Below are 25,845 nucleotides of genomic sequence, written 5' to 3'. Positions count from 1 at the left end.
TCGAGTATTAAACTTCACGGAATGCAATACACACATTTCCGTGAAGTTTTTATGTGCACTTTGAACGAAGCTAAATTGAGCTTTTACGGGCAGGTTGAAGAAGGAATTTCCACATTTTTACTTGAATATATCAATAAAAAACTATAGATGGAGGGCAATTTATGGCGTTAGTTTCAATCTATACTGTTGGTAGGCTAAACCACCCCTATGACCACCCAACCTCTCGTGAATTTTATCAAGTGGGAAATGAAGTATACCGTCAGGCAACTAAATCAGGACTTATAGAGACTTTTTCACCTGAAGGAGTCCCTTTCCCTGAAGAAACCGTAAAGGGAAAGGGTTCTCCTATTCTTACGCTAACAGTATGGAGAAATCTTCAATCCTTATATCGCTTTACCTATTCCGGACAGCATTTACAAGCATTACGAGATAGCAGCAAATGGATCGAGCCATATCCAGAGAAACACCTTTCTTATGTAGTTTGGTGGACAGAAAAGGTGAAGGATGTCTCATGGGAGGAGGCATTTAAGAGATACAACTATTATATTCAGCATGGTCCAACTTCTTTTGCATTTGATTTTAAGCATACATTTGATGAAAAAGGGGAAAGGTTCTTGATTAAGTAGCAAGGGCCCACTCCGGAGGGAATTGTGAAGTATTACACTTAAACTATCGAGGTGCGTTAGTTGAACAGCAAAAAAGTTGTTGTGGTAAATGAGGTCATTTGTTGTAAAAAAGGATAGATGAATACAGGTATTCTTCCTGTTCATCTATCCTTTTTAGACCTATAAAATGTATGACATTGTATTCAGTTATTTAATTCATAACAATTTTAAATATTTTTTGATTTTCAATAAAATCTTAGTGGGCTTTCTCTAATGCTAGCTTAATGCCAAAGCCAATAAGTACTGCACCTGTCAATCCTTCGATAACAGCCTTCGTCGTTGGCTTTTTCATAAATGCGCTGATTTTATCCAACAAGTAAACATAAAACACAAACCAAAATCCTGTTAATGCTGTATAAATAAGTCCCATTATAAGAAACGGCATAAATGTACCGCTCTTGCCATCTACAAACTGAGGTAAAAATGTTAGAAAAAATACAGCCACCTTTGGGTTTGTAACGTTCGTTAAAAAGCCTTGCTTAAAACAAGATTGCTGCGAATATTTATGATCAATTTGGGTCTCGTCTTGCGCAACAGGAGGCTGCGTGCGTATTGCTCGTAATGCCCATAAGGTTTTGACACCTAAATAACATAAATAAACCGCTCCGACGTATTTTAAAATGGCAAATACATATGCTGACTTTACAATAATCGCAGAAAGTCCTACAACAGCTGCAAAAGTATGAATCAATAATCCACAGCACGAACCGAGTAAAGTCTGCAAGCCACCCTTTCTGCTTACGGTAAGTGTATTTTTTGTTGCGATCGCCGTATCCGGGCCAGGCAAAATAATTAATAAAATGCACATTAATAAAAAGACAGATATATTCACCATATTATTGACCTCCTTTTTAGTCAGAAAATTATAAAAATAATTCTAACATATGTACTGCTACACAAAAAGATGTGATAAAAATTTATCCAAAGTATTTATATTGACATATAACCTTAAGGTGTTATATATTCATAACACCTTAGGGTTATATTTTTTTTGCAAAGGAGTTCATTTTAAATGACTGAAAAACTAGAGAATATTGTTAAAACAGTTACACTCAATGCACCGATTGAAAAAGTATGGGAAACGGTAACTGACGCTGAAAAGATCGCTTCTTGGCTTATGCCAAATGATTTTAAGCCAGTTGAAGGTCATGAATTTACGATACAATCACCGTTTGGCCCTTCACCATGTCGAGTAGAACAAGTAGATGCTCCACATTTTGTTCGTTTTGCATGGGATACAGATGGATGGTTTGTCACTTTTGAACTAAAAGAAATTGGTGAGCAAACAGAGTTTACGTTAACACATGGTGGCTGGAAAGACGCTTCACATATCATTCCTAAAGCTAACATGCCTGCTGAAGCTATTCGTACAACAATGGAGGGCGGCTGGACAATGCTTGTCGGCAAAAAATTAAAAGAAGTTGTGGAATCACAATGACACAGCTTGCTGTAAAGTATGATGTTTTTCAAGCAATCGCTGATCCGACAAGACGTCATGTCCTACAGCTACTTGCCTCAAGTGATAAACCCATCTCACTTATTTCTGAGAATTTTTCTATAAGCCGAACTGCTGTCGTGAAGCATTTAAAAATTTTAGAACAGGCTGAGCTAGTTTCTGCTCAGAAAAAGGGCCGAGAAAAAATTTACACATTACATGCCGAAAAACTAAAAGAAATCGAAGACTGGCTACAGTACTTTGATTTATTTTGGGATAATAAATTGGCACAGTTACAAAGTATTTTTGAACTTGAACAAGATTAAAATAGCAAGGAGCTGTCCCCACTATTAGGACAGCTCCTCGTTTAATAAAGATAAAATAATCCACCATTTATAATTTCTATTTTAATTTTTGTATCATATTGTTCCTCTAATGCCTTCTTTTCAATGTCATAGCATTCCGGTTTGTCATCTTCCTCCTCATAAAAATAATCGAGTACTCGCTGATCACGTTGCCATCGTATTTTTGCTTCAGTCGCCCATGAATGGTCATCTTGTTCAATGATCTTTTCAACGGTAGCATTTAATCTTTCAAATGCTCTATGGGGCTTAATGATAGATTGAACATGAAAAGCATTGTCTGCTGGAACAGTGTCAAATTCGGATGCACATATAGTCTCGTGAAAATCCTCTTTTATTATCCCAGTTAGCAAGTTTATGCCAAATGAATAAAGCATTTCTTTCGTTCGGTCGCAGCAATACGACACTTTAAAATTCACACCTAGCCAAGGAGTAAGGATTACTTGCCCTATTGCGTTATCCACCTTTTCAAAAAGCTGAACATAAGCCCCTAGTTCCCTAGTTGCTTGAAAAAGCTGGTTCATTCTCGGCGAACCGAAATGAATAGCTTCGCCATAAAGGCTTCCAGCTGATGCTGTTTGATTTGTAATGAAAGTTACTTGGGCTGGATTGGGCTCGCTATTTGTAGCTTCAACGTATTGCCAATAAAAAGGGCGATTCATTATTCTTTTATCAATATCAACTGTTAATTGTACTGTAAGATAATGATGATCTTCTCCTAAAATAGGGCAATTATTTTCGTTAAAAAATTGTCGTAAATAACTATGAACTTGCTGTGGATACATGGTACTACTCCCTTACACTATACAGATTCTTTGAAATTAGATAGAATCGCATCTAAGTCGCCTACTACCTTTTCGAAAACATCAATTTTTGTATGAAGTAATGCTAATATGTTCTCTTCAATCGTATTGGCAATAGCCAAATTATAAATATGAACATCATGCTCTTGCCCTAATCGATGGACACGACCAATTCGTTGCTCTAGCTTCATAGGGTTCCAGGGTAAATCATAGTTAATGACATGATGACAAAATTGAAGGTTAATCCCCTCACCACCCGCCTCTGTTGCAATTAGAACCTGTGCCCTTTCCTTAAAAAGATGCTTCATATAATCACGTTTGCTTTTATTATATTTACCGTTGAACAGGACACTCGTTATACCGTTAGAATGTAAATACCATTGCAAATAAATTTGAGTAGCTCTATACTCTGTAAAAATAATCACTTTATCCTTGGCCTTTTCGATTATTTTAAGTGTCTTTTCCGCCTTTGAATTCACTTCTAGGGCCATTAATTTTGCTAGTATTTCTTCAATTTCTTGTGATTGTGCATTGTCTTCAAGCATTTTAGATAATGTTAAAGCTGTTGCTTCTTTGCTACTACACATTTCCTTCTGCAATGTAATCATTGAAAAAGAGCCTGTATTTTGAAGCGTTCCGAGCAGATTATAAATTTCCTCTTCTTCCTTCGTAAATCGAATAGGAACAATTTGAACACGGCGATTTGTCCATTCAATACCCGTATCCTCTCTCCTATTCCTCACCATCACCTGATTCACTAATTCCTTTAAATAATCATTATGCTCTAAATCATGCTTACTTGCCGAGAATGCAGATTGAAATGTATCATAATTGCCTAGATGACCAGGCTTAAGTAAAGAAATAAGATAAAATAATTCAAAGACATCGTTTTGAATCGGTGTTGCCGTTAATAATAAACAAAACTTTTTCTTTAAACCTTGTACGAATTCATAAATTTGAGTTTTATGATTTTTTAATTTATGAGCCTCATCGATAATAACCATGTCGTAATCTTGCTCATAAATACGCTCTTTGTGAGGGCTTTTCTTAGCCGTATCCATACTCATAATAAGGACATCGTAGCGCTCAATCGGAACATTTTTTTTATAGGCTATTGCCGGAATGTGGAACTTTATATTTAATTCTTCAATCCACTGATTAATAAGAGATGCTGGAGCTAATATTAATACTCTTTTAACGAGTCCTCGAATCAGATATTCCTTTAAAATTAAACCCGCTTCAATTGTTTTACCAAGACCCACCTCATCAGCCAAAATCGCTTTTCCATTCATACGTTCAATCACCGTTTCTGCTGCTTCCAACTGATGCTTAAGTGGCTTTAAATTTGGTAAATATTTTGTCGCCTGTAAACCTGTGAAATCAGTAATTAACTTCATTTTCACAATGTCATAATTCATCTTGTACAATGTCCAACTATCCCACTTTTCAAGATGATTTAGTTTATTTATAAAGCCTTCTTCCCATTCGGACGACCTTTCTATTTTCATGATCATCACCTCATACCATTATTTCTAGTTTAGGTTGTCCAAAAAAGAGAAAGCTATGTTAAGGTTTTGCGAAAGAAAATCACCTGATGAATTTTTTCTATCAGTCAAATCAACATTAGCGTAGAACTTTATCAATTTTTATGCATTTCAAAAGTGAACGCTATGACGTATCACTATACGAATAGACTTATAACAGTGACGCGAATGGACAGCTGCTGTCGCTACTCTTTCGTACAAAAATACATTTTGTTGCTGTCGCACAGGTAAAACATTGCTGGAGTATCGTTTTATTAGTATAAATTATAATGAGATGCAGAAGATACATGCTTGGCGAAAGTGGTTGATTGGAGTGGAAGCTGGGCGACTCCTTGGGGATCAGCAATAGAGGAACGGCAATCAACCTCTCGTTTTGCAAAAGAGTATAGGACCTTAATTTCGTATAATTTAAAAGGATAATGGTATTAAGATAGTCTTTTTATTCTCTTCCTTTTTTCATACAATTAAAGAAGTATTACTTTCCAAAAAATTACGTTTTTAGAAGGACGATATTATGCTCCAATTTAATGAAGCTTACATATACCTAGGAGGTTACTATGAATATTCTTGAAGCATTATCAATGTCAATACCTTACATTCATTTAGCTATGAAGGGCGAGGCCATGATGGCAGTAGTAGATAAAGAGAGTGAGAGCATTATTACTTATTTACCTGGGAAACGGATAGATGCTGGTTATAAAAATGGACAAAAAATTCACCCAGATGATGCAATCTTATATCTCCCACTTAAAGGCAAAAGTACTGATTCACCTGTCCCAAAAGAGGTTTATGGAGTAGATTTTAACGCATTTTCTTTTCCTGTTCGTGAAAATGGACATATCGTAGGCGCACTAGCCTTTGGATTACCCATTGATCATTCTCTCCAAATGGAGAAATATATTCTTACTATGAATAGTATTATCCAAAACCTACAGGATAAAGTACATACAATCGCCTCTCATTCGGAGGAGCTAGCTGCAACTAGTGAGGAAATTAATAAACAAACACAATTCGCTTTAGAGGACGCTGAAAAAACAAATGGTATTACTGATTTAATAAAAAATATTTCTCGTCAAACAAATCTACTCGGATTAAATGCATCCATTGAGGCAGCGCGAGCAGGCCAGCATGGTGCAGGATTTAATATAGTAGCACAAGAAGTTCGCAAGCTTTCTACTGAAACAACGACTGCTACTGATAGCATTGAATCCTCGCTTCGAAGCATCAATCATAATCTTGAAAATTTAAAACAAAACATGACTCAAATAAATAGCGCTACAAATGAACAGGCACAACTTGTTCAGGACTTTAGTGAAATTATTGATGAGCTAAGCACGCTTAGTATGGAAATGAAAGGTTTTATGTCTACAGTAATGAAATAAAGGTTTATATCAATGGGAAAATCCGCCTCAATTTCTGTGGTTAAATCAAGAGCCACATTAGTTTGAGCGGATTTTTCCTTTCGAAATAACTATACCAGAATAATAAAATAAAACCCAAAAATTTCTAAAATATACGGTATAATAACTTTTTGGTACACTATAGAAAAAAGCAAACATGAGGTCAAAATGAAAAGGAAACTATTTATTTTACATGAGATTTATGGAGTCAACGATTTTATAAAAATGCAAGCTAAGGCACACAGTAACGCTAACACTACTGTTGAGTTCATTTCTTTATATTCAGACAATAGAATATTTCCATATGACCAAGAGCAGGAAGCCTATGAGTATTTCATAAATGAAGTTGGCTTTGATGCTCCCCTCGAAAAACTTACTGAAAAAATACTGGAAGATACGACACATTATGATGAAGTGCTGTTAATCGGATTTAGTGTAGGTGCAACGTTGGCTTGGAGACTATCAGAACTGCCATTACAGAGAGTCGTTTGTGTTTATGGTTCACGCATTCGCCAATACTTGGATGTAAACCCCTCTTGTCCGACACTTGTTATTTTACCAAGTCATGAGAAAAGCTTTGATGTCCATGAATTAAAGGAAACACTCGATACATTACCAGCTGTTCACACGAGACAATATCTAGGTCAGCATGGTTTTATGGACTTCAATCATTCAAACTATTGTTATGAAAGCTATTTACAAGCACAGGCTGAAATCACACAATTTTTTGAAATTAAACAATCAAGGAGGACTAAGTAATGATCCAAAATGAAAGCATGATTATTGACCCTTATATAGAAGGGGGAAATGTAATTTATCCAAACTTTCACCTATCTATGCAGCCTGGCATTATTATAGGCATCTATACGGATGTGTCAAAAATACATACATTAATACAGTGGTTTTCGAAGCAAAGCAATACGTATACACATTTTCGTGAAAACGCCTTGTATGAGCGACTGACGGTTCGAGAATATATCAATTTTTGCTTAAAGCTTTTCAATGCTTCTTCTGAAAAGATAGAGAATCTATTAAAATTATTCGCTTTAGTGGAGCAAAAAAACATTAAAATCAGCAAGCTTTCAAATGGAGAAAAGCAACGCTTAAAATTGATTCATACATATCTTAATCAGGCACCTATACAAGTTTTAGAAGAACCATTCCAAAATATGGATGAGTTCTCCAAACAAAAAGTCATTCAGTTATTGGATGTCCTTCAAAAGCAAAATAAAACAGTCATTTTACTATCTAACAATTTTGAGGATTTAATAGTTTCGAGTACAGAAATACATAGACTGGATGCAATGGGCTTACATGCATTAGATGTGAAAGAAGATGAGACAGAACCAGCTTCTCCCTCTCTTGAAAGTGCACCGATTCGACTTGATAAAATACCTACAAAGAAGAATGATAAAATCATTTTATTTAATCCTCCCGAAATCGATTATATCGAAAGTGTTGAGGGTGTTGTTTCGCTATATGTTGCAGGTGAAACTTATCCATGTACATTATCATTAAACGACCTTGAGCAAAAATTGACACCGTTCGGCTTCTTTAGAAGTCATCGCTCTTATATCGTTAACTTACAAAAGGTACGGGAAATCATTACGTGGACTCGCAATAGCTACAGCCTAGCCTTAAACAGCAATGAAAAGACCGTAGTACCTTTGTCGAAAAACAAGCTCGCAGATTTAAAGGAAATACTCGGAATTTAGTAGATTTCCCAGGAAATAAACGACTCCTGTCAGCTAAACTATTTCTCCGCTAAAGGTCATTTTACTGCCTTTCACCTGTAATTTAATGTTGTTATCTTCATTGTCCCTTATAGTTGAGACATCAACAACAACACAGGGAGGTTTTCAAATGAACGCAGTGATCGATGTTCAGCATTTGAAAAAAACATTTAATAAGGAAGCAGCATTACAGGATGTTTCCTTTACCATTCAAAAAGGAGAAATATTCGGCTTTCTTGGACCTAGCGGCTCCGGAAAAACTACTACTATTAAAATATTAACAGCACAAACTGAAAAAACTGCTGGCGACGTTTTATTGTTTGGCCGTCCGGCAAATGAGATGAAGCAAAGTAACAATCGTAAACGCTTCGGTATTTTAACAGATAATAGCGGACTATATACGCGACTTTCAATCGAGGAAAATTTATTACTATACAGTAACTTATATCAATTACCTAAATCAGCCGTAAAAGAGGCGTTGGATTTTGTTAATCTATACGGTGATCGTAAAAAGAAAATTAGTCAGCTTTCTAAAGGAATGATGCAACGTGTTACGCTGGCACGTGCCATCATGCATAAGCCAGAATTATTATTTTTAGATGAACCAACTTCTGCACTCGATCCTGTTAATACCCAGCACATTTATAATGGCTTGCGTAAATTAAACGAGATGGGTACGACAATATTTTTAACAACACATGATATGAGTGAAGCCGAAATACTTTGTGATCGTGTAGCCTTCTTACATAAAGGTAAAATTCGAGCAATTGGTGCGCCAAAAGATTTGAAAAAAGAGTTCGGCGATGAATCTATTACAGTTGAATTAAAAAATGGTGCTTGTGAAGTCATTCAAAATGGAGACCAAGATGCTGAAAAACTGTTTCATTGGATGCAATCTAACGAAGTTTCTCGCATTTATACGAACGAGCCAACATTAGGTAATATTTTTATGCAAATAACAGGGAGTGATTTAGTATGAACCTTTCAATGACACGTATTCAGGCTATTTTAATAAAGGATTATAAGGAATTTTCACGTAACTATGCGGTATCTCTTATGGTACTTATGCCACTTTTTTTAGCATTTTTATATAGTAAATCGGGCTCAGCTACTATCGCAACCTATTTCCTTTCAATTAATATAGCATTTTCTATGGTAACTACCTATGTACAATGCTGTCTAATTGCTGAAGAGAAAGAAAAAAATACGCTTCGTGGTCTCATGCTTTCGCCTGCTTCACTTGGTGATATTTTAATTGGTAAAAGCTTGTTTGTCTTTATCATTACAATGGTAATTGTAGCATTGATTATTTTCATTGTTGGCTATAGCCCAGCTAATCTTTTCATCTTAGCTATTGCTTTAATACTTTCGACTGTGTTCTATATTGCAATAGGAACATTATGTGGATTATTCGCTAAAACGGTTATGGAAGGATCTCTTATCATACTACCCGTTATCCTTATTTTCTCATTCGGCCCTCTTGCACTAGCTTTATCTTCTGCTAGTCCGATTTTAAAGATTGCTGAATGGTTACCAAGCTCTCAATTAGTACTATTAGCAGAAGCTTTAGAAGGATCATACACAACAATGGATGTCATTATTCCAATGGCTTCAATCATTGTTTGGTCACTAGTAACTTGGATTGCTGCAGGATTTATTTATAAAAAAAGAATGGTCGACTAATGACCATTCTTTTTTTAGTATAATAATTTCTTTATCCCAATTTTTCAGTAGTATTAATTAGCAACTGCTGCAAACGTCTTTTTACATGTGACCATTCTTGTAGAGTAATGCTGTACATCACAGTATGGCGAGTTGTTCCGTCCTTACGCACCATATGATTACGTAGGACTCCCTCCTTTGTTGCGCCTAGACGTTCGATTGCCTTTTGCGAACGCACATTTTCATGGTCTGTTTTAATTTGAACACGCTGTAGGTTGAGTACCTCAAAGCAATATTGTAATAATAAATATTTGCAATTTGTATTAACAGCCGTACGCCAAAAAGCAGGTGTAATCCATGTAGTACCTATTTCAAGCCGTTTATGCGTTTCGTCAATATCCATAAACCGAGTCGAACCAATGATTTGTCCAGATTTTTTATCCACAATTACAAATGGAAACTCAGTTTTTTCATGCTTTTTTTCTAATGCCTTGTCCACAAAGTTATTCACATCGACCATCTTCTCAACAGTTGTGGACATATGTGGCCAAATCTCTGGATAACTACCTGCTTCCAATAATCCTTGCGTGTCCTCTTGTTGTAATGGCTTCAGTAATACTACTTCATTCTCTAATGCTATAAAATTCATTTTACTTCACTCCTTTTTTAATATTTAACGGTATTTTTGATATGATAGATATAACCAATTTTCAAAAAATACACCGTACCAGGAGGTGCAATGTTTTGGAATTATCGATCTCATTTACTGGAGATGCATCGAAATACGTGCAAATTTACGAAGAAATAAAACAAGCAATTTTAAGAAAACAACTACTTGCCCATGAGCAATTACCTTCTAAACGAACACTTGCTAAAACGCTAGATGTTAGTATTCATACGATTAAGGAGGCTTATGAGCAACTACTAGCTGAAGGCTATATCTATAGTAAGGAACGCTATGGTTATTTTATAGCACCCTTTGAATTCGAATGGGAACAACAGCAAAAGCAGCACATATCCACAGCTATAACACCAACTACATATACTATAAAATTTGATTTTAATAACGGACATGTGGATAAAGAAGCTTTTCCATTTTCGATCTGGCATAAGCTGTTGAAAAAACACTTCAATGTGGATAACTTAACAACAAGTCCTTGGCAAGGAGAGGCTATATTACGGACAGAAATCGCTCGCTATGTTGAACGTTCAAGAGGAGTTGCTTGTGAAGCATCACAGGTATTTATTTACAGCGGTACACAAAATCAGCTTCAAGCCCTATGTCACTTTTTTGGATCAAAAGCACATGTTGGCTTAGAGGAGCCTGGCTTTAAAAGAGTCCGTGCAACATTGCAACAATGTGGATTAACAACCCACGCTATTCCTGTTGATAACTCAGGGGTTACAATACCTAAAAAATCAATCCACATGTTATACACAACACCCGCACACCAGTTTCCACTTGGTATGGTCATGCCTGTTGAACGGCGTGCTGCACTTCTGCAATGGGCTACTTCTGAGAGGGCGTATATTATTGAGGATGACTATGATTCAGAATTTCGATATAAGGGGCTCCCTATCCCCTCTTTAGCAAAAATGGATCAGCTTCAACGTGTTATTTATTTTGGAACCTTTTCCAAAACACTTATTCCATCATTGCGCATCAGTTACATGATTTTACCTAAATCTTTAGTCGAAGATTTTATTCTTTTTAATCAAGAACAAAAATCTGTTGTCTCCAAAATAGATCAGCTTGTGTTAGCTGATTTTATTGCTCAAGGTTTATTCGATAAGCATTTAGCCAAAATGCGCACTATTTATCGTAAAAAGCAACATGATTTACTAGCAGCAATTAACACCCATTTTTCTGAGGAATTCGAAGTAATTGGTGAAAAATCTGGGCTACATATTGTTATGAAGTTACCAAAAAGGCTTTCTGAACAAGATGCCATTAGGCTTGCCCAGGAGGTAGGAATCAAAGTCTATCCATGTTCAACCTCCTATCAGGAAGGCTCTAAATATGCTATGGTCATTATGGGCTATGGTGGACTAACCATTGAGCAAATCAAAGAAGGCATCGCGTTACTTGCAACAGTTTGGCAAGCATCCATGCCAGAATAATTTCAATTCGATCCCCTTTTATAAATCAAAAAAGATGACTCCAACAGTACACATCAGAGTCATCTTTTCATCGTTTAATCAATATTAACATCGACCACTACATTTTTAAGGTACTCTTCAAGATTCCCTTTATTTACATCCTGCATAATATTTGATGGTTCTGCCTTGTTCTCTAAAGATTTAATTATTAAATCTCCAACGTTTGGATAGTAATGCAACCAATCAAAAAAGTTGTTCTCATTTGTCGTTACTTCATTCACACCATGGAAGCTATAAACGGTACCAAATACACCAACCATATCGTTCATCCATCTACTATAAGCCTCGTAACGATTATCGTTATGCAAAATTGTTTGAAGCCGTTTTGCAGGCATTAATTCTGTAAAGACCACAAGTTCTGAATTTGGAAATGCATCTTTTATAGCTTGAAGCCTTTTTCGATAGTCGGTATCGTACATAAAAGGCTTAGCTGACTCTGCTTTAAAACTATTTTTAAATTTTTTCCATTCCTGCTCCATATCATCATTTGGATACGTAGTTTGTGCAATATTATTACGCGTGTAACTGCGAGCACCGTCGTAATGATTTGCTTTTGAAATATCATAATTAAATAGAGCATAATGCATCGTGCTTGCCGAAAATAAGGACTTTATTGCATAAAACGGTGCCTCAGACGTCTCAATATAAGTCTGTGGCGGATTCAATGTACTAGGTTTGCCAGCATTAGCTGAATCGAAATATAACTCAATAAAAATTCTCTTAAATGGCTTACCATTTTTCTTCTCGGCATATTTCATGTAAGGCAAGTATTCTTTTATATGCAGCCCACTCAATGAATAGTTATAAACACTTTCTTTTTTAAAAGCCCTCTCATCAAGATACGTAATCCTGCTCGTCCCAATTAACAAACTATCATAGTTGAAATCATGGCTATTCATATAATTTGTTTTTAATTGTCTTTCATCAAAGCCAAGCTGATAGTCGTTAAAGTCATTCTCATGTGTGTAATTCCAAAGAGGGTCAATATAATAATTGAAACCCATAATTCCGAAAACAGGTATTCCTATTACTATGAAAGATGTGGCAAACAATTTTACTAACCATTTTTTCGGATCCAAGTTAATTCGCACCTTTATTTAGAAATTAAAATATAAGAATATACTATTTTTTTGCATATAGTAAATCGATACTAGCACTAGTGCAATCATAAATTGCGTATAAATGATTGCGCCCCAATTAAATTTCATCTTATTCATTAATTGAATAGAATTTAAGGTAGTAAAGGCAATAACAAGTGTGATTAAGAGTCCTACTACAATCACTATTGGATCACTTAATGTTAGTCCCAAAATATTAAATGCTTCTGCTTGAGCAAAATTCGTAAGTGGCTCAGTAAAGAAGCTAGTTATAGATTCCATATTTGGCGTAAACATTTTAGATATAATAGTATTTGCTTGCTCGAGGCTTGTTGCACGGAAGTATACCCAAGCAATGTTAACAAATTGGAAAGTTATAAACCACGAAAGTAAATAAGGAAGTTTAACACCTGTTTTACTAAAAAGTCTTACCACAACAGACGCAAAACCATGCATAAGTCCCCATAAAATAAAATTCCATCCAGCGCCGTGCCAAAATCCACTGATGAAGAAAATAATTAATATATTTATATAAGTCCTAAAAGCCCCTTTTCGGCTACCACCTAACGGAAAATATACATATGTAGTTAAAAACCGGTTCAAGGTCATATGCCACTTTTTCCAAAACTCCTGAATATTACGTGCTTTGTAGGGGGAGAAGAAATTTACTGGCAATTTAATATTAAATAATAAGGCTAAACCAATCGCCATATCAGAATATCCACTAAAATCATAATAAAGTTGCACTGTATACGATAATGAGGTAATCCAAGCTTCTACAAAACTTAAATTACTATAATTTTCAAAGCCCGCATTAGCCCATATGCCAACAGTATCCGCAATAACAATCTTCTTGACTAAACCGATGACAAAGATAAACAAGCCTCGTGCAACATTATCATGTATAATTTTTCGATTTTCCTTGATATCATACTGTGGAAGCATTTCATCATGCTGAACAATAGGCCCCGCTACTAATTGCGGGAAAAACAAAATGAACAACGCATAATGACTAAATTTATAATGAGCTGTTCCATCTCGATAACTATCAACAATAAAAGCAATTTGTTGAAATGTAATAAAACTGAGTCCTAATGGTAGCAATAAGTGCAATAGTGCAAAATTTGTACCAAATAAACTATTTATATTGTCAATAAAGAAATCTGTATATTTATAGTAACAAAGAATTAATATATTGAAGATTACCCCAATAATCATATAAGTCTTTCTCAAACGACTATTGGTATTATTAATCATCCGACTTAAAGCAAAGTTCACAATGATTGAGATCGTGATGATTGTTAAATAAGTTAACTTAAAATAGGCGTAAAAAAATAAAGAGCTCAGTACCAACCAATAAATCGCATATTGCTGGTTCCTTAAACGATTTAATAAAAAATAGACTACAAATGTTATTGGTAAAAATAAAAAAATAAATTCAAAGGAATTAAAAAGCACTTCACCACTCTCCTATTAGCCATTCCTTTATATTAGTGCTTCATAATACAAGAGGCCAAACATAACATTATAATTTAAAATTGACCTAAAACAAATAACATTGTCAAAATAACGCAAAGAAAGACAAAAATCCATATAATAATACCTCATTTTAACAAATATATAAAGGGAATTTCTGTATTATTGTCGAAAAATAAAAGAGGGTTTTAGTTTACATACAAACCTATGAATTGATGGAGTTATTCTTTAAAAAAACCCCGTATAGTGTGTATCTATACAGGGATTGAATATTTTATATTTTAATTAAAATTTTCCCTTGATGCTGGCGACTTTCCATCAAGTCATGCGCTTTCTGCATGTCCTCTAAATTAAAGATATTAGCAATTGGTACTTGGAAGCTTTCATCCTTCAGCAATGCAAACATCTCCTGTGCTACTTGTTGTAGCATTTCTGGCTTGGAAGCTCGAGTTGTTCCTAGGCTAAAGCCTTTCACATTGCGGCAGCTATTATGTAAATCAGATGTTTTAATATTTCCTGCTTTACCACCACTATTTCCAAATTGCACTAGCGTTCCATACGGAGCTAAACAGTTAAAGCTCTCTTCCGTAATATTACCAGCAATGGAGTCAAAAATAGTGTTAACACCATGACCATCCGTATATTCATTGACTTGAGCACTAAAATTATCGTATGTCAGTACATGATGTGCCCCTAGTTCAAAGGCAATTGGCGCTTTCTTCATATCACTGACCGTGCCAATAATATTTCTAGCACCTAGCTTTTTCGCCATTTGAATAAGCATTGTCCCTACTCCACCAGATGCAGCATGAATTAATACGCTATCGTTTGTACTAATTGGAGCAATTTGATGTGTTAATAGATAGGACAAAAACAAAACTGTTGGCACAGCGGCTACCTTTTCCAAAGGGATATCATTCGGAACTTTAAAGACGAGCTGCTCTTTCGCCACCACATATTCTGCATAGGCTCCATTTTTCGGGAATGCAATAACGACATCTCCAACTTTAAAAGTACTACTTTCATCAAAAACCTCTTCAACTACGCCAGCTACATCTAAACCGAGTATCATTGGAAAATTCGCTTTTGCTTTATTTCCTGTTCTATTTTTAATATCAGCAAAATTCACACTCGTATATGTCGTACGTATTAATACTTCCCCTGCTGAAATAGTGGGCTTTGGACATTCCACGTACTTTAAAACATCAGAAGTACCAAACTCATTAATGATAACAGCCTTCATAAATTTCCCCCTCCTTGGTATAGTTAGATTATAAAATAGAACTATTTTTACAAAAAGAGACAAAAGGAGATATTAAATGTCCACCTTTCTATCAAAAAATAAAACACTATTTTATTTACTTTCACTCTATGGCCAACAGAAAAGCAACACTTTTCATCAGCAACAATTAGCTTCTACATTAAAAATAAGTCCTAAACAATTGAATCGTTATCTTAAATTATTTCAACAACACAATTGGATAACTTATAAAGCTGGGAATGGGCGTGGACACTTATCCAAAATTCAATGGCATGAAGATATTGAACAAATTATTGTAGATGCGATTAAGCCACATCTCTCAACAATGACGATGATGGATTGGGAAGAATTGTTTACATCTCCTAATTTAACAGATTCTTTAGCAGTAAACTTTAAGCATCTATATCAGCAAAATATAAAAAACAATATCCTATATAATGAGCGTTTGATTGCACCAATCAATCATCCCATTTATAATTTACAACCTAATCGGGTAAATGATATTTATAGTTCAGCACTTATTTCCAATATAACCAATCGTTTAGTCGAGGCAGATACTAATGGTAATATTATTCCTTCTCTTGCTCACCATTGGAAGATGAATGACTTGAAATTACGTCTTTATTTAAGAAAAAATGTTGCATTCCACAATGGCGATTTACTAACAGCACACGATGTAGCTTGGTGTTTACGCCAATTACTACATCTTCCTTTATGGCAACCTATTCGGGAAATTATCATCGTGGATATGTGGACAATTGATTTTATTTTTTTGGAGTCTTGCACGTACGTACTACACTTACTAACAGATATACAAGCAAGTATCTATAAAATTGTAGATACTGTAGTTTTCGGAACAGGTTCATTTGCAATATCTAAACATACACCCAATCAAATTGTTTTAGAAGCTTACGACAATTATTTTGGCATGCGCGCTTTATTGCATACAGTAGAATTAAACATACTTCCAAAATCATCTAATTCGTTTTATCAAACTAATTTCTCAAACGATATTACTTACAAAAAAATTAATTTCCAAAACGGGGTTTGTGCAATTATTTTAAATAAAAATGCAGAAGCTTGTTCGAATAAAGTACAAAGGCAACAAATAAAAAACATAATACAAAAACATTTATATAAACCTATTCAAAAGAATTCTTCATTACAAAATCATTTAAGTAGGTTTGATAATACTATCTCACCACTATGTAAAAAAGAGGTTTTAAAAATCGGCGTGCCTAAAGGGAAAATCGGTCTAAATCAATACTTATTTTCATCTTTAACGCAATACGGTTATCTACCTCAAATAGAAGCATTAACATTATCTCAATATATTAAAGATAGTCTGCAACCGCCTAAGTACGATGCACTTGTTTACACGAATGTCGTAACTGTAAACACCGCTTTCAAAAAATTACATGACATGTTCAGCCCAGTTTCTCCAATTTATAAAATTTGCAAAGAAGATGCATATTTTATAAATATCTTTGAAAAATTTAAAATTGCAACTATAGCAGAATGGCCGTTACTTTTCGATTCATTAAACCACTATTTAATTGAAGAGGCTATTTTGATACCATTATTTACACATCTCGATGATATACCGTTTGCCCAAGATATTTTAGAATTAAACTTCAACCACTTAGGCTACATCGATTTTTCAACAATCTGGTATGACAAGGAGGAACTATGATGAAAATCAAATCAAGAAAAGAACAATATAACGGTATTGCATACAATTACTTTGATAGCACTAGCGACAAAGTGTGCTTTATGTTTTCTGGCACAGGCTATACGTATGAAAAACCACTTCTTTATTATTCCACTGAGCTGCTGCTAGAGCTTGGCTATGATGTAGTACAAGTATGCTATGCATTTGATTCAAAGCAATTTGAACAGGAGCAAGAAACTATTTCAGCAATGGTTTATAATGCAGCGAATCCTATTGTGGAATATATTTTAAGCACAAAATCTTATACAGAGACTGTATACATAGGAAAATCACTTGGAACATTGCCTATTACAGATTTTTATATGCAACAGGCTGCATCTGTTCCTTCTCGTTATGTACTTTTAACACCCCTGCTGTCACTTGATCATGTTATGAAAAATTTGCTCGGAAAGCAGGCATTTCTAGCAATCGGTACAGCTGACCCGCATTACTCTAAAGAAAGATTAGAACAACTTTCTTCACATGAGCTTGCTATTGTAGAAAATGCTGACCATTCTCTTGAAATAACAAATCATACAGTAGAGTCAATCATCATTTGCCAGTCACTATTAACAGCGCTTAAAGCTTATCTTCAATAAGATTATCGGAACCTTTTCGTGAAATATCGGTATGTTTTTAAGATTTATCGGAACAATTTCATAGTTTATCGGAATCTTTCTTAGATTTATCGGAACACTTTAAAAAATACAGCTTGAGCCCATTAAAATAAGGCTCAAGCTACTTTTAGACTTTTTAAACTCCCTCATTTGAGTATTCGGGATTTCTCTGATGAACAATCTGTGTTCCTGCTATATCACCAGCAAATCAATAAATTATAAAAAATCAATTAACCAGCGATGTTTGAATTAAAAAGTAACATTTGCTTTCTTCATTTTTAACATTGGTACCAATATAAGTGCCGATAACAGGGTAGATACAATCATTGTTATAAAAAATCCATTCCACCCAGTACTCTCAATTATTTTAGAAAGTGGATACCCTGCAAAAGCCGCACCTATGTAACCAAATAAACCTACAAAACCATTGGCCGTTCCAGCAGAATCTTTATGAGCCACTTCAGCTGCAGCTATACCAATGAGCATTTGCGGACCGAAGACAAAGAATCCAATTAAGAAAAAGCAAGCAGCGACTAATCCATAGCCAAGACCTGGGAAAATCCATAATAAAGCCGCAGCAACCCCAATACCAATCATAAAGATAATATTCATTGGTGTTCGATTCCCCTTGAAAAGAACATCAGAGCCCCAGCCTGCAACCATAGTTCCGAAAAAGCCACCTATCTCAAATAAAGAAAGAGCAGAGTTAGCTTTGATCAAGTCATAATTATATTCACGCACTAAATAAAGGTTTGTCCAGTCATTAAGCCCAATCCGGACGATATAAATCAGGATGTTAGAGATTGCCAATAACCATATTAACTTGTTAGTAAAAATATAATGAATAAGAATTTGCGACATCGGCATTTTTTTACTATTATTTACTTGCTCTAATTCTAACGGGTCATTACGCCATTCCCCGACTGTAGGTAAACCCATAGAAACTGGACGATCACGTAAACGCCAAATAACAATCAATCCAGCGACAATGCCAATTGTTCCTGGCACGATCATGCCATAACGCCAACTAAAATGGACCGCCAAGCCACCTGCAAGCAAAGGAATTAATGCTCCACCTACATTATGTGAGGTATTAGCAATCGCATACCAAAATCCTCGCTCTTTCCGAGAATACCAAACAGTTAATGATTTAATAGCTGGTGGCCACCCCCAACCTTGAAAAAAAGCATTCAAAATCCACAGGCAAATAAATAAAATCAACGAAGAGCTAAATCCAAAGAGAATATTGCTAATTCCTGTAAGAATTAAACCTATTCCCATGAAATACCTTGGGTTGGATTTATCACTCATCATTCCAGAAATAAACTTTGAAGCACCATAAACCAGGGCGAAAGAAGTAGTTAATATTCCGACATCCGTGACCTTCATACCGAGATCTTCTAACATAACAGGCATTACATAGTTAAAACTTTTTCTAGTAAAATAGAAAATTGCATAACCGACATAAAGGGCGATCATGATATGGATTCGCCAATAGCGATAGAGTTGATTAATTTCTTCGTTTGTTTTCGTAACTGGTTGTTCAGGTTGTGATTTGAACCACTTAAACATAGTACCTCCCCCTTTTACATAGGCTCTTTAAAAACTCGATAAGACTTTTCAAAAAGAAAACAAGTCATATTACAATTTTGTAAATAGTTCATTTATAATCCCTGCTTAAAGGTTATAACATAAGCCAAAAACAACAATTTTACGACTATACTTGTTTTAGTAGAGATTACTACTAGTTAACTGTAGTATTTCCGAAATCTCCCTCCCCAGGATGTTAGCGCTTTCAAAAAAATGAACAGAGTACAAGGGCAAACCGCCCTTGTTTTTCAATTCTCTCAGTTATAGATATTGCGACAGTATTGCCAATGTCTGTGCATGCAAATCGGCATCACCCGCAGCGACAACAGTTGTCCCGGAATGAATAGTTAAGGGATCTCCAGCCCAGTCTGTAATAACACCTCCAGCTCCTTCAATTATTGGTACCAATGCACAATAGTCTACCTCGCGCATCCCACCACTATCTATACTTACATCCAGTTTGCCGGAAGCTAGACATGCATAGGCATAACAGGCTGAGCCATAAACGCGCCATTTAGTTGTCTCAATCATTTTTTCATATCCCAGGCGATGTTCAGGCAATACTGGTTCGGTATTACTAGAAGACATCAAAGCTTCCGATAATTTTTTACGCGCTCGAGTAGAAACTTTTCGGCCATTCAATGTTGTCTGTTGCCCTTTAATGCCAAGCCATCGTTCCTTAACAGCTGGAATATCAATCACACCTAAGACAGGTACACCATGGTGGCAAAGAGCAATCAGTGTACCATAAACAGGTATTCCTGCAATAAACTGTTTAGTGCCATCAATCGGATCAATTACCCAAACAAACTCTTGATCCTTAGAATCTGTACCATACTCTTCACCTAAAATTCCATGGGTAGGGCACATTTCTTGAATTACCTCGCGTATTTGCTGCTCTACCTTCCGATCTATTTCAGTTACCGGGCTAGCATCCTCCTTAGTTTCAAAATCAAAATGTCCATAAAGATAATTTTCACGGTGTAAATTAAGCGTTTTTCTTGAGATGTCTGCTGCTTTTTGTGCTACATCTATAAACTCTGTGTAATCTTCCATTTTACTGTACCCCCTAATTCTAAAATTCCAAGTTTTTTTTTACAAAAAAGGGGGAGTTTACTCTCATGTACATTGAGAATAAGTCCTTTTTCCATTCCATCCTTCACTTAGAAAAGATCCCCCAAGAGCAAACAACCTGATAAGCTCCAAATCGAAGTCCCCACTTTTTAGCTGCCTTATTTAACCGTTTTACTTTGTGATGCATAAAGGGACACATTTTTTGAAACCTCTACTAACATGAATTCTTCCTCCTAGATATATAATTATCAAAACATCTTTTGATAACAAAAATTTACACCTTAAAGGTTGATACTAGTTCCTACCTTATTTTTAATCGCCTTTTCGTAAAAATATTTTGCAACTATAATGTCTACAACTGCTAGTCCTACAGATTTAAATAGAGTAATTTCTTCGTTACTTTCTCTTCCATTTCGTTCTCCATTTACAATTTGCCCAAGCTCACCATATATATCACCTGCCTTAAAAACGCCTTCTTCTATTGGAACAAGCAAATCACCCGTTTCTTCTAGAGCTGCTTCACTTGATTCAACTACTACTTTGTGTGCTACAGAAAGAGCATGAGATGGCAATTCTTGCATCGTAGGTCTGAATGAACCAACCGCATTTACATGAACACCAGGCTTTAACGGTTCAGAAAAAACTGGTGTTGAAGAATTGGTTGTGGTCACAATAATGTCAGCTTTAAGTACTGCTTCATTCGGATTTGAAAAGACTTGTACATACTTATCGAATTTATTTCTAATATACTTCGCGAATTCATGTGCTTTTTGTTCTGTTCTATTATAAAGAAGAATTTCTTCAATATTTCGTACAGCTAATATAGCCTCAACTAGACCTTTCGCTTGTTCTCCCGTGCCGATAATGCATAACTTTTTTGAATCTTCACGGGATAGATACTTCGTTGCAACACCTGATAAAGCGCCCGTTCTAATCATTGTTAAATAAGAACCTTCTAGAAGAGCCATTGGTTCCCCAGTTTTAAAGTCTGATAGCATTACCAATCCAGTTATCGTTTTCTTACCTAATTCTTTATTATTAGGTGCTACTGTTACTACCTTTAATCCAACACTACTAAGTTCTTCTGCTACAGAAGGCATAATCAATGCTGTATTTTGGTTGTTATTGAAAGGCAGAGCAGCGCGGATAGGTGTAATAGTTCTATTTGCTGAAAATTCCTTCAAGGCAACAGCCACGCATTCAATAATTTCATTCATATCTACTAAACTTTTTTGTTCATCCGTACTTATAACTAACATAATTCTCCACCTTTTTCTTCCTTTATTAAAATGCTATTCTTCTTTTGTTATACTAAATTGGGTGCAAAATCAGCAGCAAATTTACTTCAATAAAAACCCTCTATTAAGGGGATCTTCTGGGCTAATCACAAATTGATGGAAACCAGTGATAAATGCATTCCCAGTAACTTTCGGAATAACAGCTTTATATTCATCCACTTGCGTTAAAGAAAGTACTTCACCAACAAATTGTCCATCCGTTATACTTTCATGAATAAAACTTCCATCTTCCTTCAGTACGCCACGTTCGTATAAAGTAGCTACTCTTGCAGCAGTACCTGAACCACACGGGGATCGATCAACCTGTTTGTCTGCAAAGATTGTGACATTCCGTAAATCAGCATTGCTGTCTTTCGGATTATCAGAGAAAATTACACCATAAATCCCCGTTATATCTTCAAACGGATGTTTTACTTCAATTTGACTTTCAATGTAATGTTTAATTTTGTCACCCGATACTTGTAAATCCCATAAATCTTTGTTGTTCACTTTCAAACCAACTTTTCCACTATCAACCACGGCATAAAAAGCACCGCCGTATGAAATATCCACATCAAATTCGTAACCATCAATTTTAATCGGAAAATCTTTTCTATAGACAAAAGAAGGTACATTTTCAAAAGAGACTGATTCTACTTTAGTTCCTCTACACTTTGCATACGCTTTTACTGGCCCACACGGACAATCAATGATCAGTTTATCGTTTTCATCTTTTACCTCAATCATGCCTGTTTCAATAGCCATCGTCACTACCGCAATAACGCCATGGCCACACATTGTACTCCAACCCTCATTGTGCATAAACAACACACCTAGATCTGCGCCTTCTCTTGCTGGTGGAGTAATAATGCAACCATACATGCCATCATGACCTCTAGGCTCATACATTAATACTTCTCTAATATGATCTAAATGTTCCATACAATAGGCACGTCTTTCTAGCTGCGTGTCCCCTTTAATTTTTGGTAAACCTCCAGTAATAATACGTAAAGGTTCTCCAGATACATGGAGATCAATCGTAGTAAACATTTTTTTGAATTCCATCATTCTTCCCTCCAATTTGTTTGATATTTAATACACTTGTTAATAGCCGACATCTCGACAAACACGATTTTTAATCATAGCTTTAATTATCTGCACATATCCCTCAAAATTTAAACGTGACTTAAATTTTCACCTAAAAAAAATGCATTTATTAATGCTATTTCATGATGTATCTAGATTTGAAATTGATTGTTACATAAAAAGTTCAATTTCATAAAGTTTATGTAAGCAAAAATTTAAATACCACTTAAATTTCATCGAAAGATAAAAGCGTTTACAATTATTATACATTCAATTTCTGAATATTCAATATTTTTTTCAGAAGACTTCTACTTAAAAAAGTTAAACGTCTACAGATCTCGAAGTTGGAAACAACTCAAACCCAAAGGCTACCATAACTTTACAAGAATTTAAGTATTATATATACTTTATTACAATAAGACTATATTTGAGGTTGATAAAATGGATCAAGATATAGGGATTTTAATAAAAAGGCTTCGTAAGTCAAAAAAAATGACATTAAAGGAAGTCTCTGAAAAAACAGATTTATCAATAAGCTTTTTATCTCAAGTAGAACGATCTCTTTGTTCTATTACATTACACTCCTTGCGCAAAATATCTGAAGCTCTCGGTGTTAGTCCTAGTTATTTTTTTCCAGATTCAATACAAATGGACAAAAATATGATTAGACGTGGCGCTTATAAACAATCGGAACATAAATCATCATTTATTTATTCGGACCTTTCTGGAAATGTATCAAATCCTATATTTGTGCCAATTTTAGTAACCTTATTACCTGGGGACAAACGAGAAACTCCTTTTTCTCATGAAGGACAGGAATTTATTTATGTCACCGATGGAATCTTGACTATCATTCTTGATAATACAGAATATGATCTTTTACCTGGGGATAGTATTCATATGAATTCAACCATACCCCACAACTGGTTTAATAAAACAGATAAACCTACAAATTTTATCTTTATTTCTTCAACTTCCATCAAAGTCTAAAATAATGCCATAAATCCTCTAACTGACGCATTGCTTCGTATCCGTGTAGATATATGCTCACTCACAGATCATTTTGGAGAAATTATTATTTTGGCAAAACTTAATAGATGGCAAGAGTCAATTATTCACCTCTTTTATTTAAACAAGCCAGTAGCCCTTTTTATTGAAATGAAAGGCTACTGGCTTATTTGTCTTTTTGATTTTTTCAAATATATTTTTGGGGGTTTATCGGAATATTTTAAAAAGGAATACTTTACTAAAAATACAAACATATGCTACACTATCGAAAATACATTGAAGAGAAGAGTAAATAAGGCTGTTCTTCCCAGAGAGCTCGGGTTGCTGAAAACGAGTAAGAACGAATTATTGAAACAAGTCTCGGAGTAGCGCATTGGATTTCAGCTTGAATGATGGTGCGACGGGAACTCCCGTTACAGAGTAACAGTATAAGCATAAGAATTTATGCCGTACTGAAAAGGCTATTATGGTGACATAATAGCGAACTAGGGTGGCACCACGTGAGTATAAATTCCACAATCTCGTCCCTAAGACAAATCGTCTTGGGGGTGGGATTTTTTTATTTTAGTTACTTGTCATAACTACAAGGAGGAATTTATATGAGCATGAATAAATTTTTAGAAAAGTGGCGTTATCCGTCGATATTATTGTTTAGTATTGGTGTTTCCAGCGTTGGAAGCTGGATATATTTTATAGCTTTAAATCTTATTGTCTTAAATCTTACTGGATCGGCTATAGCTGTGTCCGGTTTGTATATCGTTAGAGCGTCATCTTCACTTTTCACCAATTTTTGGTCAGGCAGTTTGATAGATCGTTTAAATAAAAAATATCTCATGATTGTTCTCAATCTTTTCGAGTCTTTTCTAATTGTCATACTACCTTTCTTCTCTACTTTGACTTGGATATATTTCATGGTTTTTGTTATCACAATGGCTAGTTCTATGTATCATCCGACTTCCATGACCTACATTACGAAATTGATACCAATTGAACAAAGAAAACGTTTTAACTCGCTTCGTAGCTTACTTGATTCCGGTGCATTCGTAACCGGTCCAGCCATTGCAGGACTGCTATTTACGATTGGAACGCCTAATATGGCAATTTACTTGAACGCCGCTGCTTTATTTTTATCAGCCTGTATTACATTAGGCATGCCTAATATTGAAGCTAATCAACAGCTTGCTCGTAAGGACGAGGAGAAAATTTCCTACAAAGTATTATTTAATGATTGGAAACTTGTTATAAGATTTAGCCTTAAAAATCCGTATATTATGATGATCTATTTTTTATTTAGTGCGATGATTGTCATGATGACAGCGACAGATTCTTTAGAGGCTGCCTTTGCTACCCAAGTACTTTCATTATCCGAAGGTGAATACGGTGTTTTAGTGAGCATAGCAGGCGCTGGGATATTAGTTGGTTCTTTAATGAATACAGCAATCGTTGAAAAAGTACCGACTGCTTGGCTAATAGGGTTGGGATCACTAATAACAGCTTTAGGCTATTTAATTTTCACATCCTCTTATACATTTCTTATAGCTTCTTTAGGCTTTTTTATTACATCCTTTGCAACGGCCTTTGCCAATACTGGCTTCCATACTTTTTATCAAAGCAATATTCCTGTCGATAGCATGGGGAGAATAGTAAGTATTTACGGTATTGTAGAAGCCTTGCTCATTATCATCATCACTGCCGTCTTTGGAGTTGCAGCTGATATTATATCTATTCGATATGTTGTTGTATCTGCAGCCATCATCATGTTTGTAGTAGCAACGATACTGCTAATTTTTAATGTTCAACCTTCAAAGTCCAGATTTTATAGAAATATTTCTGAACTCAATGAGTAGAGGGAATTTTGATGCTGTCGCTTCGCTACGCAAACGG

24 protein-coding genes, 1 pseudogene and 1 other annotated feature are annotated in these 25,845 nt (G+C 35.2%); of the genes and pseudogenes, 13 read left to right on the top strand and 12 right to left on the bottom strand.

The genetic code is table 11. The annotated features are described in order from the left end of the window. The first annotated feature begins 161 nt into the window (after positions 1-161). Entirely contained in the window at positions 162-626 is a 465-nt protein-coding gene (locus tag ACQKMV_RS19205; protein WP_427505868.1) for a DUF3291 domain-containing protein, read from the top strand. A gap of 235 nt (positions 627-861) precedes the next feature. Here ACQKMV_RS19205 and ACQKMV_RS19200 read toward each other — a convergent pair whose 3' ends face one another. Continuing rightward, a complete protein-coding gene (locus ACQKMV_RS19200; protein WP_427505867.1) occupies positions 862-1,500 on the bottom strand; it encodes a LysE family translocator in 639 nt (212 codons plus the stop codon). 177 nt (positions 1,501-1,677) lie between these two features. Between ACQKMV_RS19200 and ACQKMV_RS19195 the strand changes: the two genes are divergently transcribed. Beyond that, the gene (locus tag ACQKMV_RS19195; RefSeq protein ID WP_427505866.1) at positions 1,678-2,103 is read left to right on the top strand and encodes an SRPBCC family protein; all 426 of its coding nucleotides are present in this window, start codon (positions 1,678-1,680) and stop codon (positions 2,101-2,103) included. Beyond that, positions 2,100-2,426 (top strand): ArsR/SmtB family transcription factor, encoded by a 327-nt coding sequence (locus ACQKMV_RS19190; RefSeq protein ID WP_427426396.1) that lies wholly within the window; start codon positions 2,100-2,102, stop codon positions 2,424-2,426. Before ACQKMV_RS19195 ends, ACQKMV_RS19190 begins: the two co-directional genes overlap by 4 nt. Before the next feature lie 41 nt (positions 2,427-2,467). Here the strand turns inward: ACQKMV_RS19190 and ACQKMV_RS19185 are convergent, their stop codons facing one another. Then, complete coding sequence (locus ACQKMV_RS19185) at positions 2,468-3,247, bottom strand: YqhG family protein (protein WP_427505865.1); 780 nt, start codon at positions 3,245-3,247, stop codon at positions 2,468-2,470. A 17-nt stretch (positions 3,248-3,264) separates the two neighbouring features. After that, complete coding sequence (locus ACQKMV_RS19180; protein WP_427505864.1) at positions 3,265-4,779, bottom strand: DEAD/DEAH box helicase; 1,515 nt, start codon at positions 4,777-4,779, stop codon at positions 3,265-3,267. Between the two features lie 587 nt (positions 4,780-5,366). Between ACQKMV_RS19180 and ACQKMV_RS19175 the strand changes: the two genes are divergently transcribed. From ACQKMV_RS19175 to ACQKMV_RS19155, 5 genes are all read left to right on the top strand, one after another. Next, positions 5,367-6,191, top strand: a complete 825-nt coding sequence (locus ACQKMV_RS19175) for a methyl-accepting chemotaxis protein (RefSeq protein ID WP_427505863.1) — start codon at positions 5,367-5,369, stop codon at positions 6,189-6,191. Positions 6,192-6,377: 186 nt separating this feature from the next. Next, a complete protein-coding gene (locus ACQKMV_RS19170) occupies positions 6,378-6,968 on the top strand; it encodes a dienelactone hydrolase family protein (RefSeq protein WP_427505862.1) in 591 nt (196 codons plus the stop codon). Further along, on the top strand, positions 6,968-7,924 hold the full coding sequence (locus ACQKMV_RS19165; RefSeq protein ID WP_427505861.1) for a LytTR family transcriptional regulator DNA-binding domain-containing protein: 957 nt from the start codon (positions 6,968-6,970) through the stop codon (positions 7,922-7,924). Before ACQKMV_RS19170 ends, ACQKMV_RS19165 begins: the two co-directional genes overlap by 1 nt. 148 nt (positions 7,925-8,072) lie before the next feature. Continuing rightward, positions 8,073-8,921 carry an ABC transporter ATP-binding protein gene (locus ACQKMV_RS19160; RefSeq protein ID WP_427505860.1) on the top strand — a complete coding sequence of 283 codons (849 nt, stop codon included), beginning with the start codon at positions 8,073-8,075 and terminating at the stop codon, positions 8,919-8,921. Further along, positions 8,918-9,625, top strand: a complete 708-nt coding sequence (locus tag ACQKMV_RS19155; RefSeq protein ID WP_427505859.1) for an ABC transporter permease — start codon at positions 8,918-8,920, stop codon at positions 9,623-9,625. The genes ACQKMV_RS19160 and ACQKMV_RS19155 overlap by 4 nt, the downstream gene beginning before the upstream one ends. A gap of 31 nt (positions 9,626-9,656) precedes the next feature. On the opposite strand, the gene ACQKMV_RS19150 is transcribed toward ACQKMV_RS19155, so the two are convergent. Continuing rightward, entirely contained in the window at positions 9,657-10,253 is a 597-nt protein-coding gene (locus ACQKMV_RS19150; protein WP_427505858.1) for a GNAT family N-acetyltransferase, read from the bottom strand. A gap of 95 nt (positions 10,254-10,348) precedes the next feature. Here ACQKMV_RS19150 and ACQKMV_RS19145 point away from each other — a divergent pair, with 95 nt between their 5' ends. Next, positions 10,349-11,725, top strand: coding sequence for a PLP-dependent aminotransferase family protein (locus ACQKMV_RS19145; RefSeq protein ID WP_427505857.1), 1,377 nt, complete (start codon positions 10,349-10,351; stop codon positions 11,723-11,725). A gap of 74 nt (positions 11,726-11,799) precedes the next feature. Here the strand turns inward: ACQKMV_RS19145 and ACQKMV_RS19140 are convergent, their stop codons facing one another. The 3 genes from ACQKMV_RS19140 to ACQKMV_RS19130 all read right to left on the bottom strand — a co-directional run bounded on the left by ACQKMV_RS19140 (position 11,800) and on the right by ACQKMV_RS19130 (position 15,580). Then, positions 11,800-12,843 carry a hypothetical protein gene (locus ACQKMV_RS19140; protein WP_427505856.1) on the bottom strand — a complete coding sequence of 348 codons (1,044 nt, stop codon included), beginning with the start codon at positions 12,841-12,843 and terminating at the stop codon, positions 11,800-11,802. A gap of 18 nt (positions 12,844-12,861) precedes the next feature. Next, the gene (locus tag ACQKMV_RS19135; RefSeq protein ID WP_427505855.1) at positions 12,862-14,319 is read right to left on the bottom strand and encodes an MBOAT family O-acyltransferase; all 1,458 of its coding nucleotides are present in this window, start codon (positions 14,317-14,319) and stop codon (positions 12,862-12,864) included. 292 nt (positions 14,320-14,611) lie between these two features. Continuing rightward, positions 14,612-15,580 carry a quinone oxidoreductase family protein gene (locus ACQKMV_RS19130; protein WP_427505854.1) on the bottom strand — a complete coding sequence of 323 codons (969 nt, stop codon included), beginning with the start codon at positions 15,578-15,580 and terminating at the stop codon, positions 14,612-14,614. A gap of 76 nt (positions 15,581-15,656) precedes the next feature. Here ACQKMV_RS19130 and ACQKMV_RS19125 point away from each other — a divergent pair, with 76 nt between their 5' ends. Further along, a complete protein-coding gene (locus ACQKMV_RS19125) occupies positions 15,657-17,291 on the top strand; it encodes an ABC transporter substrate-binding protein (protein ID WP_427505853.1) in 1,635 nt (544 codons plus the stop codon). After that, on the top strand, positions 17,291-17,908 hold the full coding sequence (locus ACQKMV_RS19120) for a hypothetical protein (RefSeq protein WP_427505852.1): 618 nt from the start codon (positions 17,291-17,293) through the stop codon (positions 17,906-17,908). Before ACQKMV_RS19125 ends, ACQKMV_RS19120 begins: the two co-directional genes overlap by 1 nt. A 267-nt stretch (positions 17,909-18,175) precedes the next feature. On the opposite strand, the gene uhpC is transcribed toward ACQKMV_RS19120, so the two are convergent. The 5 genes and pseudogenes from uhpC to ACQKMV_RS19095 all read right to left on the bottom strand — a co-directional run bounded on the left by uhpC (position 18,176) and on the right by ACQKMV_RS19095 (position 22,932). Beyond that, positions 18,176-19,498 (bottom strand): MFS transporter family glucose-6-phosphate receptor UhpC, encoded by a 1,323-nt coding sequence (gene uhpC, locus ACQKMV_RS19115; RefSeq protein ID WP_427505850.1) that lies wholly within the window; start codon positions 19,496-19,498, stop codon positions 18,176-18,178. A gap of 279 nt (positions 19,499-19,777) precedes the next feature. Beyond that, a complete protein-coding gene (locus tag ACQKMV_RS19110; RefSeq protein WP_368638443.1) occupies positions 19,778-20,572 on the bottom strand; it encodes an inositol monophosphatase family protein in 795 nt (264 codons plus the stop codon). Between the two features lie 130 nt (positions 20,573-20,702). Next, positions 20,703-20,811, bottom strand: a pseudogene (locus tag ACQKMV_RS19105) (proline dehydrogenase); the annotation flags it as partial. A 60-nt stretch (positions 20,812-20,871) separates the two neighbouring features. Continuing rightward, the gene (locus tag ACQKMV_RS19100; RefSeq protein WP_427505849.1) at positions 20,872-21,849 is read right to left on the bottom strand and encodes an ornithine cyclodeaminase family protein; all 978 of its coding nucleotides are present in this window, start codon (positions 21,847-21,849) and stop codon (positions 20,872-20,874) included. Positions 21,850-21,930: 81 nt separating this feature from the next. After that, entirely contained in the window at positions 21,931-22,932 is a 1,002-nt protein-coding gene (locus ACQKMV_RS19095) for a proline racemase family protein (protein ID WP_427505848.1), read from the bottom strand. 462 nt (positions 22,933-23,394) lie between these two features. On the opposite strand from ACQKMV_RS19095, the gene ACQKMV_RS19090 reads away from it, so the two are divergent. Then, entirely contained in the window at positions 23,395-23,943 is a 549-nt protein-coding gene (locus ACQKMV_RS19090; protein ID WP_427426414.1) for a helix-turn-helix domain-containing protein, read from the top strand. Positions 23,944-24,228: 285 nt separating this feature from the next. Next, positions 24,229-24,493: a binding site (T-box leader), on the top strand. A gap of 67 nt (positions 24,494-24,560) precedes the next feature. Continuing rightward, on the top strand, positions 24,561-25,808 hold the full coding sequence (locus ACQKMV_RS19085) for an MFS transporter (RefSeq protein WP_427505846.1): 1,248 nt from the start codon (positions 24,561-24,563) through the stop codon (positions 25,806-25,808). Positions 25,809-25,845 lie beyond the last annotated feature (37 nt).

The sequence above is a fragment of the Lysinibacillus sp. NPDC094403 genome (assembly GCF_050278745.1).
Classification (GTDB): Bacteria; Bacillota; Bacilli; order Bacillales_A; family Planococcaceae; genus Lysinibacillus.
This window is presented reverse-complemented; position numbering and strand designations above follow the sequence as displayed.

What these genes read in the sequence shown, in the direction of transcription:
- ACQKMV_RS19205 (WP_427505868.1), top strand. Translation starts at nt 162, where the DNA reads ATGGCGTTAGTTTCAATCTATACTGTTGGTAGGCTAAACCACCCCTAT.
- ACQKMV_RS19200 (WP_427505867.1), bottom strand. Translation starts at nt 1,500, where the DNA reads ATGGTGAATATATCTGTCTTTTTATTAATGTGCATTTTATTAATTATT.
- ACQKMV_RS19195 (WP_427505866.1), top strand. Translation starts at nt 1,678, where the DNA reads ATGACTGAAAAACTAGAGAATATTGTTAAAACAGTTACACTCAATGCA.
- ACQKMV_RS19190 (WP_427426396.1), top strand. Translation starts at nt 2,100, where the DNA reads ATGACACAGCTTGCTGTAAAGTATGATGTTTTTCAAGCAATCGCTGAT.
- ACQKMV_RS19185 (WP_427505865.1), bottom strand. Translation starts at nt 3,247, where the DNA reads ATGTATCCACAGCAAGTTCATAGTTATTTACGACAATTTTTTAACGAA.
- ACQKMV_RS19180 (WP_427505864.1), bottom strand. Translation starts at nt 4,779, where the DNA reads ATGATCATGAAAATAGAAAGGTCGTCCGAATGGGAAGAAGGCTTTATA.
- ACQKMV_RS19175 (WP_427505863.1), top strand. Translation starts at nt 5,367, where the DNA reads ATGAATATTCTTGAAGCATTATCAATGTCAATACCTTACATTCATTTA.
- ACQKMV_RS19170 (WP_427505862.1), top strand. Translation starts at nt 6,378, where the DNA reads ATGAAAAGGAAACTATTTATTTTACATGAGATTTATGGAGTCAACGAT.
- ACQKMV_RS19165 (WP_427505861.1), top strand. Translation starts at nt 6,968, where the DNA reads ATGATCCAAAATGAAAGCATGATTATTGACCCTTATATAGAAGGGGGA.
- ACQKMV_RS19160 (WP_427505860.1), top strand. Translation starts at nt 8,073, where the DNA reads ATGAACGCAGTGATCGATGTTCAGCATTTGAAAAAAACATTTAATAAG.
- ACQKMV_RS19155 (WP_427505859.1), top strand. Translation starts at nt 8,918, where the DNA reads ATGAACCTTTCAATGACACGTATTCAGGCTATTTTAATAAAGGATTAT.
- ACQKMV_RS19150 (WP_427505858.1), bottom strand. Translation starts at nt 10,253, where the DNA reads ATGAATTTTATAGCATTAGAGAATGAAGTAGTATTACTGAAGCCATTA.
- ACQKMV_RS19130 (WP_427505854.1), bottom strand. Translation starts at nt 15,580, where the DNA reads ATGAAGGCTGTTATCATTAATGAGTTTGGTACTTCTGATGTTTTAAAG.
- ACQKMV_RS19125 (WP_427505853.1), top strand. Translation starts at nt 15,657, where the DNA reads ATGTCCACCTTTCTATCAAAAAATAAAACACTATTTTATTTACTTTCA.
- ACQKMV_RS19120 (WP_427505852.1), top strand. Translation starts at nt 17,291, where the DNA reads ATGAAAATCAAATCAAGAAAAGAACAATATAACGGTATTGCATACAAT.
- uhpC (WP_427505850.1), bottom strand. Translation starts at nt 19,498, where the DNA reads ATGTTTAAGTGGTTCAAATCACAACCTGAACAACCAGTTACGAAAACA.
- ACQKMV_RS19110 (WP_368638443.1), bottom strand. Translation starts at nt 20,572, where the DNA reads ATGGAAGATTACACAGAGTTTATAGATGTAGCACAAAAAGCAGCAGAC.
- ACQKMV_RS19100 (WP_427505849.1), bottom strand. Translation starts at nt 21,849, where the DNA reads ATGTTAGTTATAAGTACGGATGAACAAAAAAGTTTAGTAGATATGAAT.
- ACQKMV_RS19095 (WP_427505848.1), bottom strand. Translation starts at nt 22,932, where the DNA reads ATGGAATTCAAAAAAATGTTTACTACGATTGATCTCCATGTATCTGGA.
- ACQKMV_RS19090 (WP_427426414.1), top strand. Translation starts at nt 23,395, where the DNA reads ATGGATCAAGATATAGGGATTTTAATAAAAAGGCTTCGTAAGTCAAAA.
- ACQKMV_RS19085 (WP_427505846.1), top strand. Translation starts at nt 24,561, where the DNA reads ATGAGCATGAATAAATTTTTAGAAAAGTGGCGTTATCCGTCGATATTA.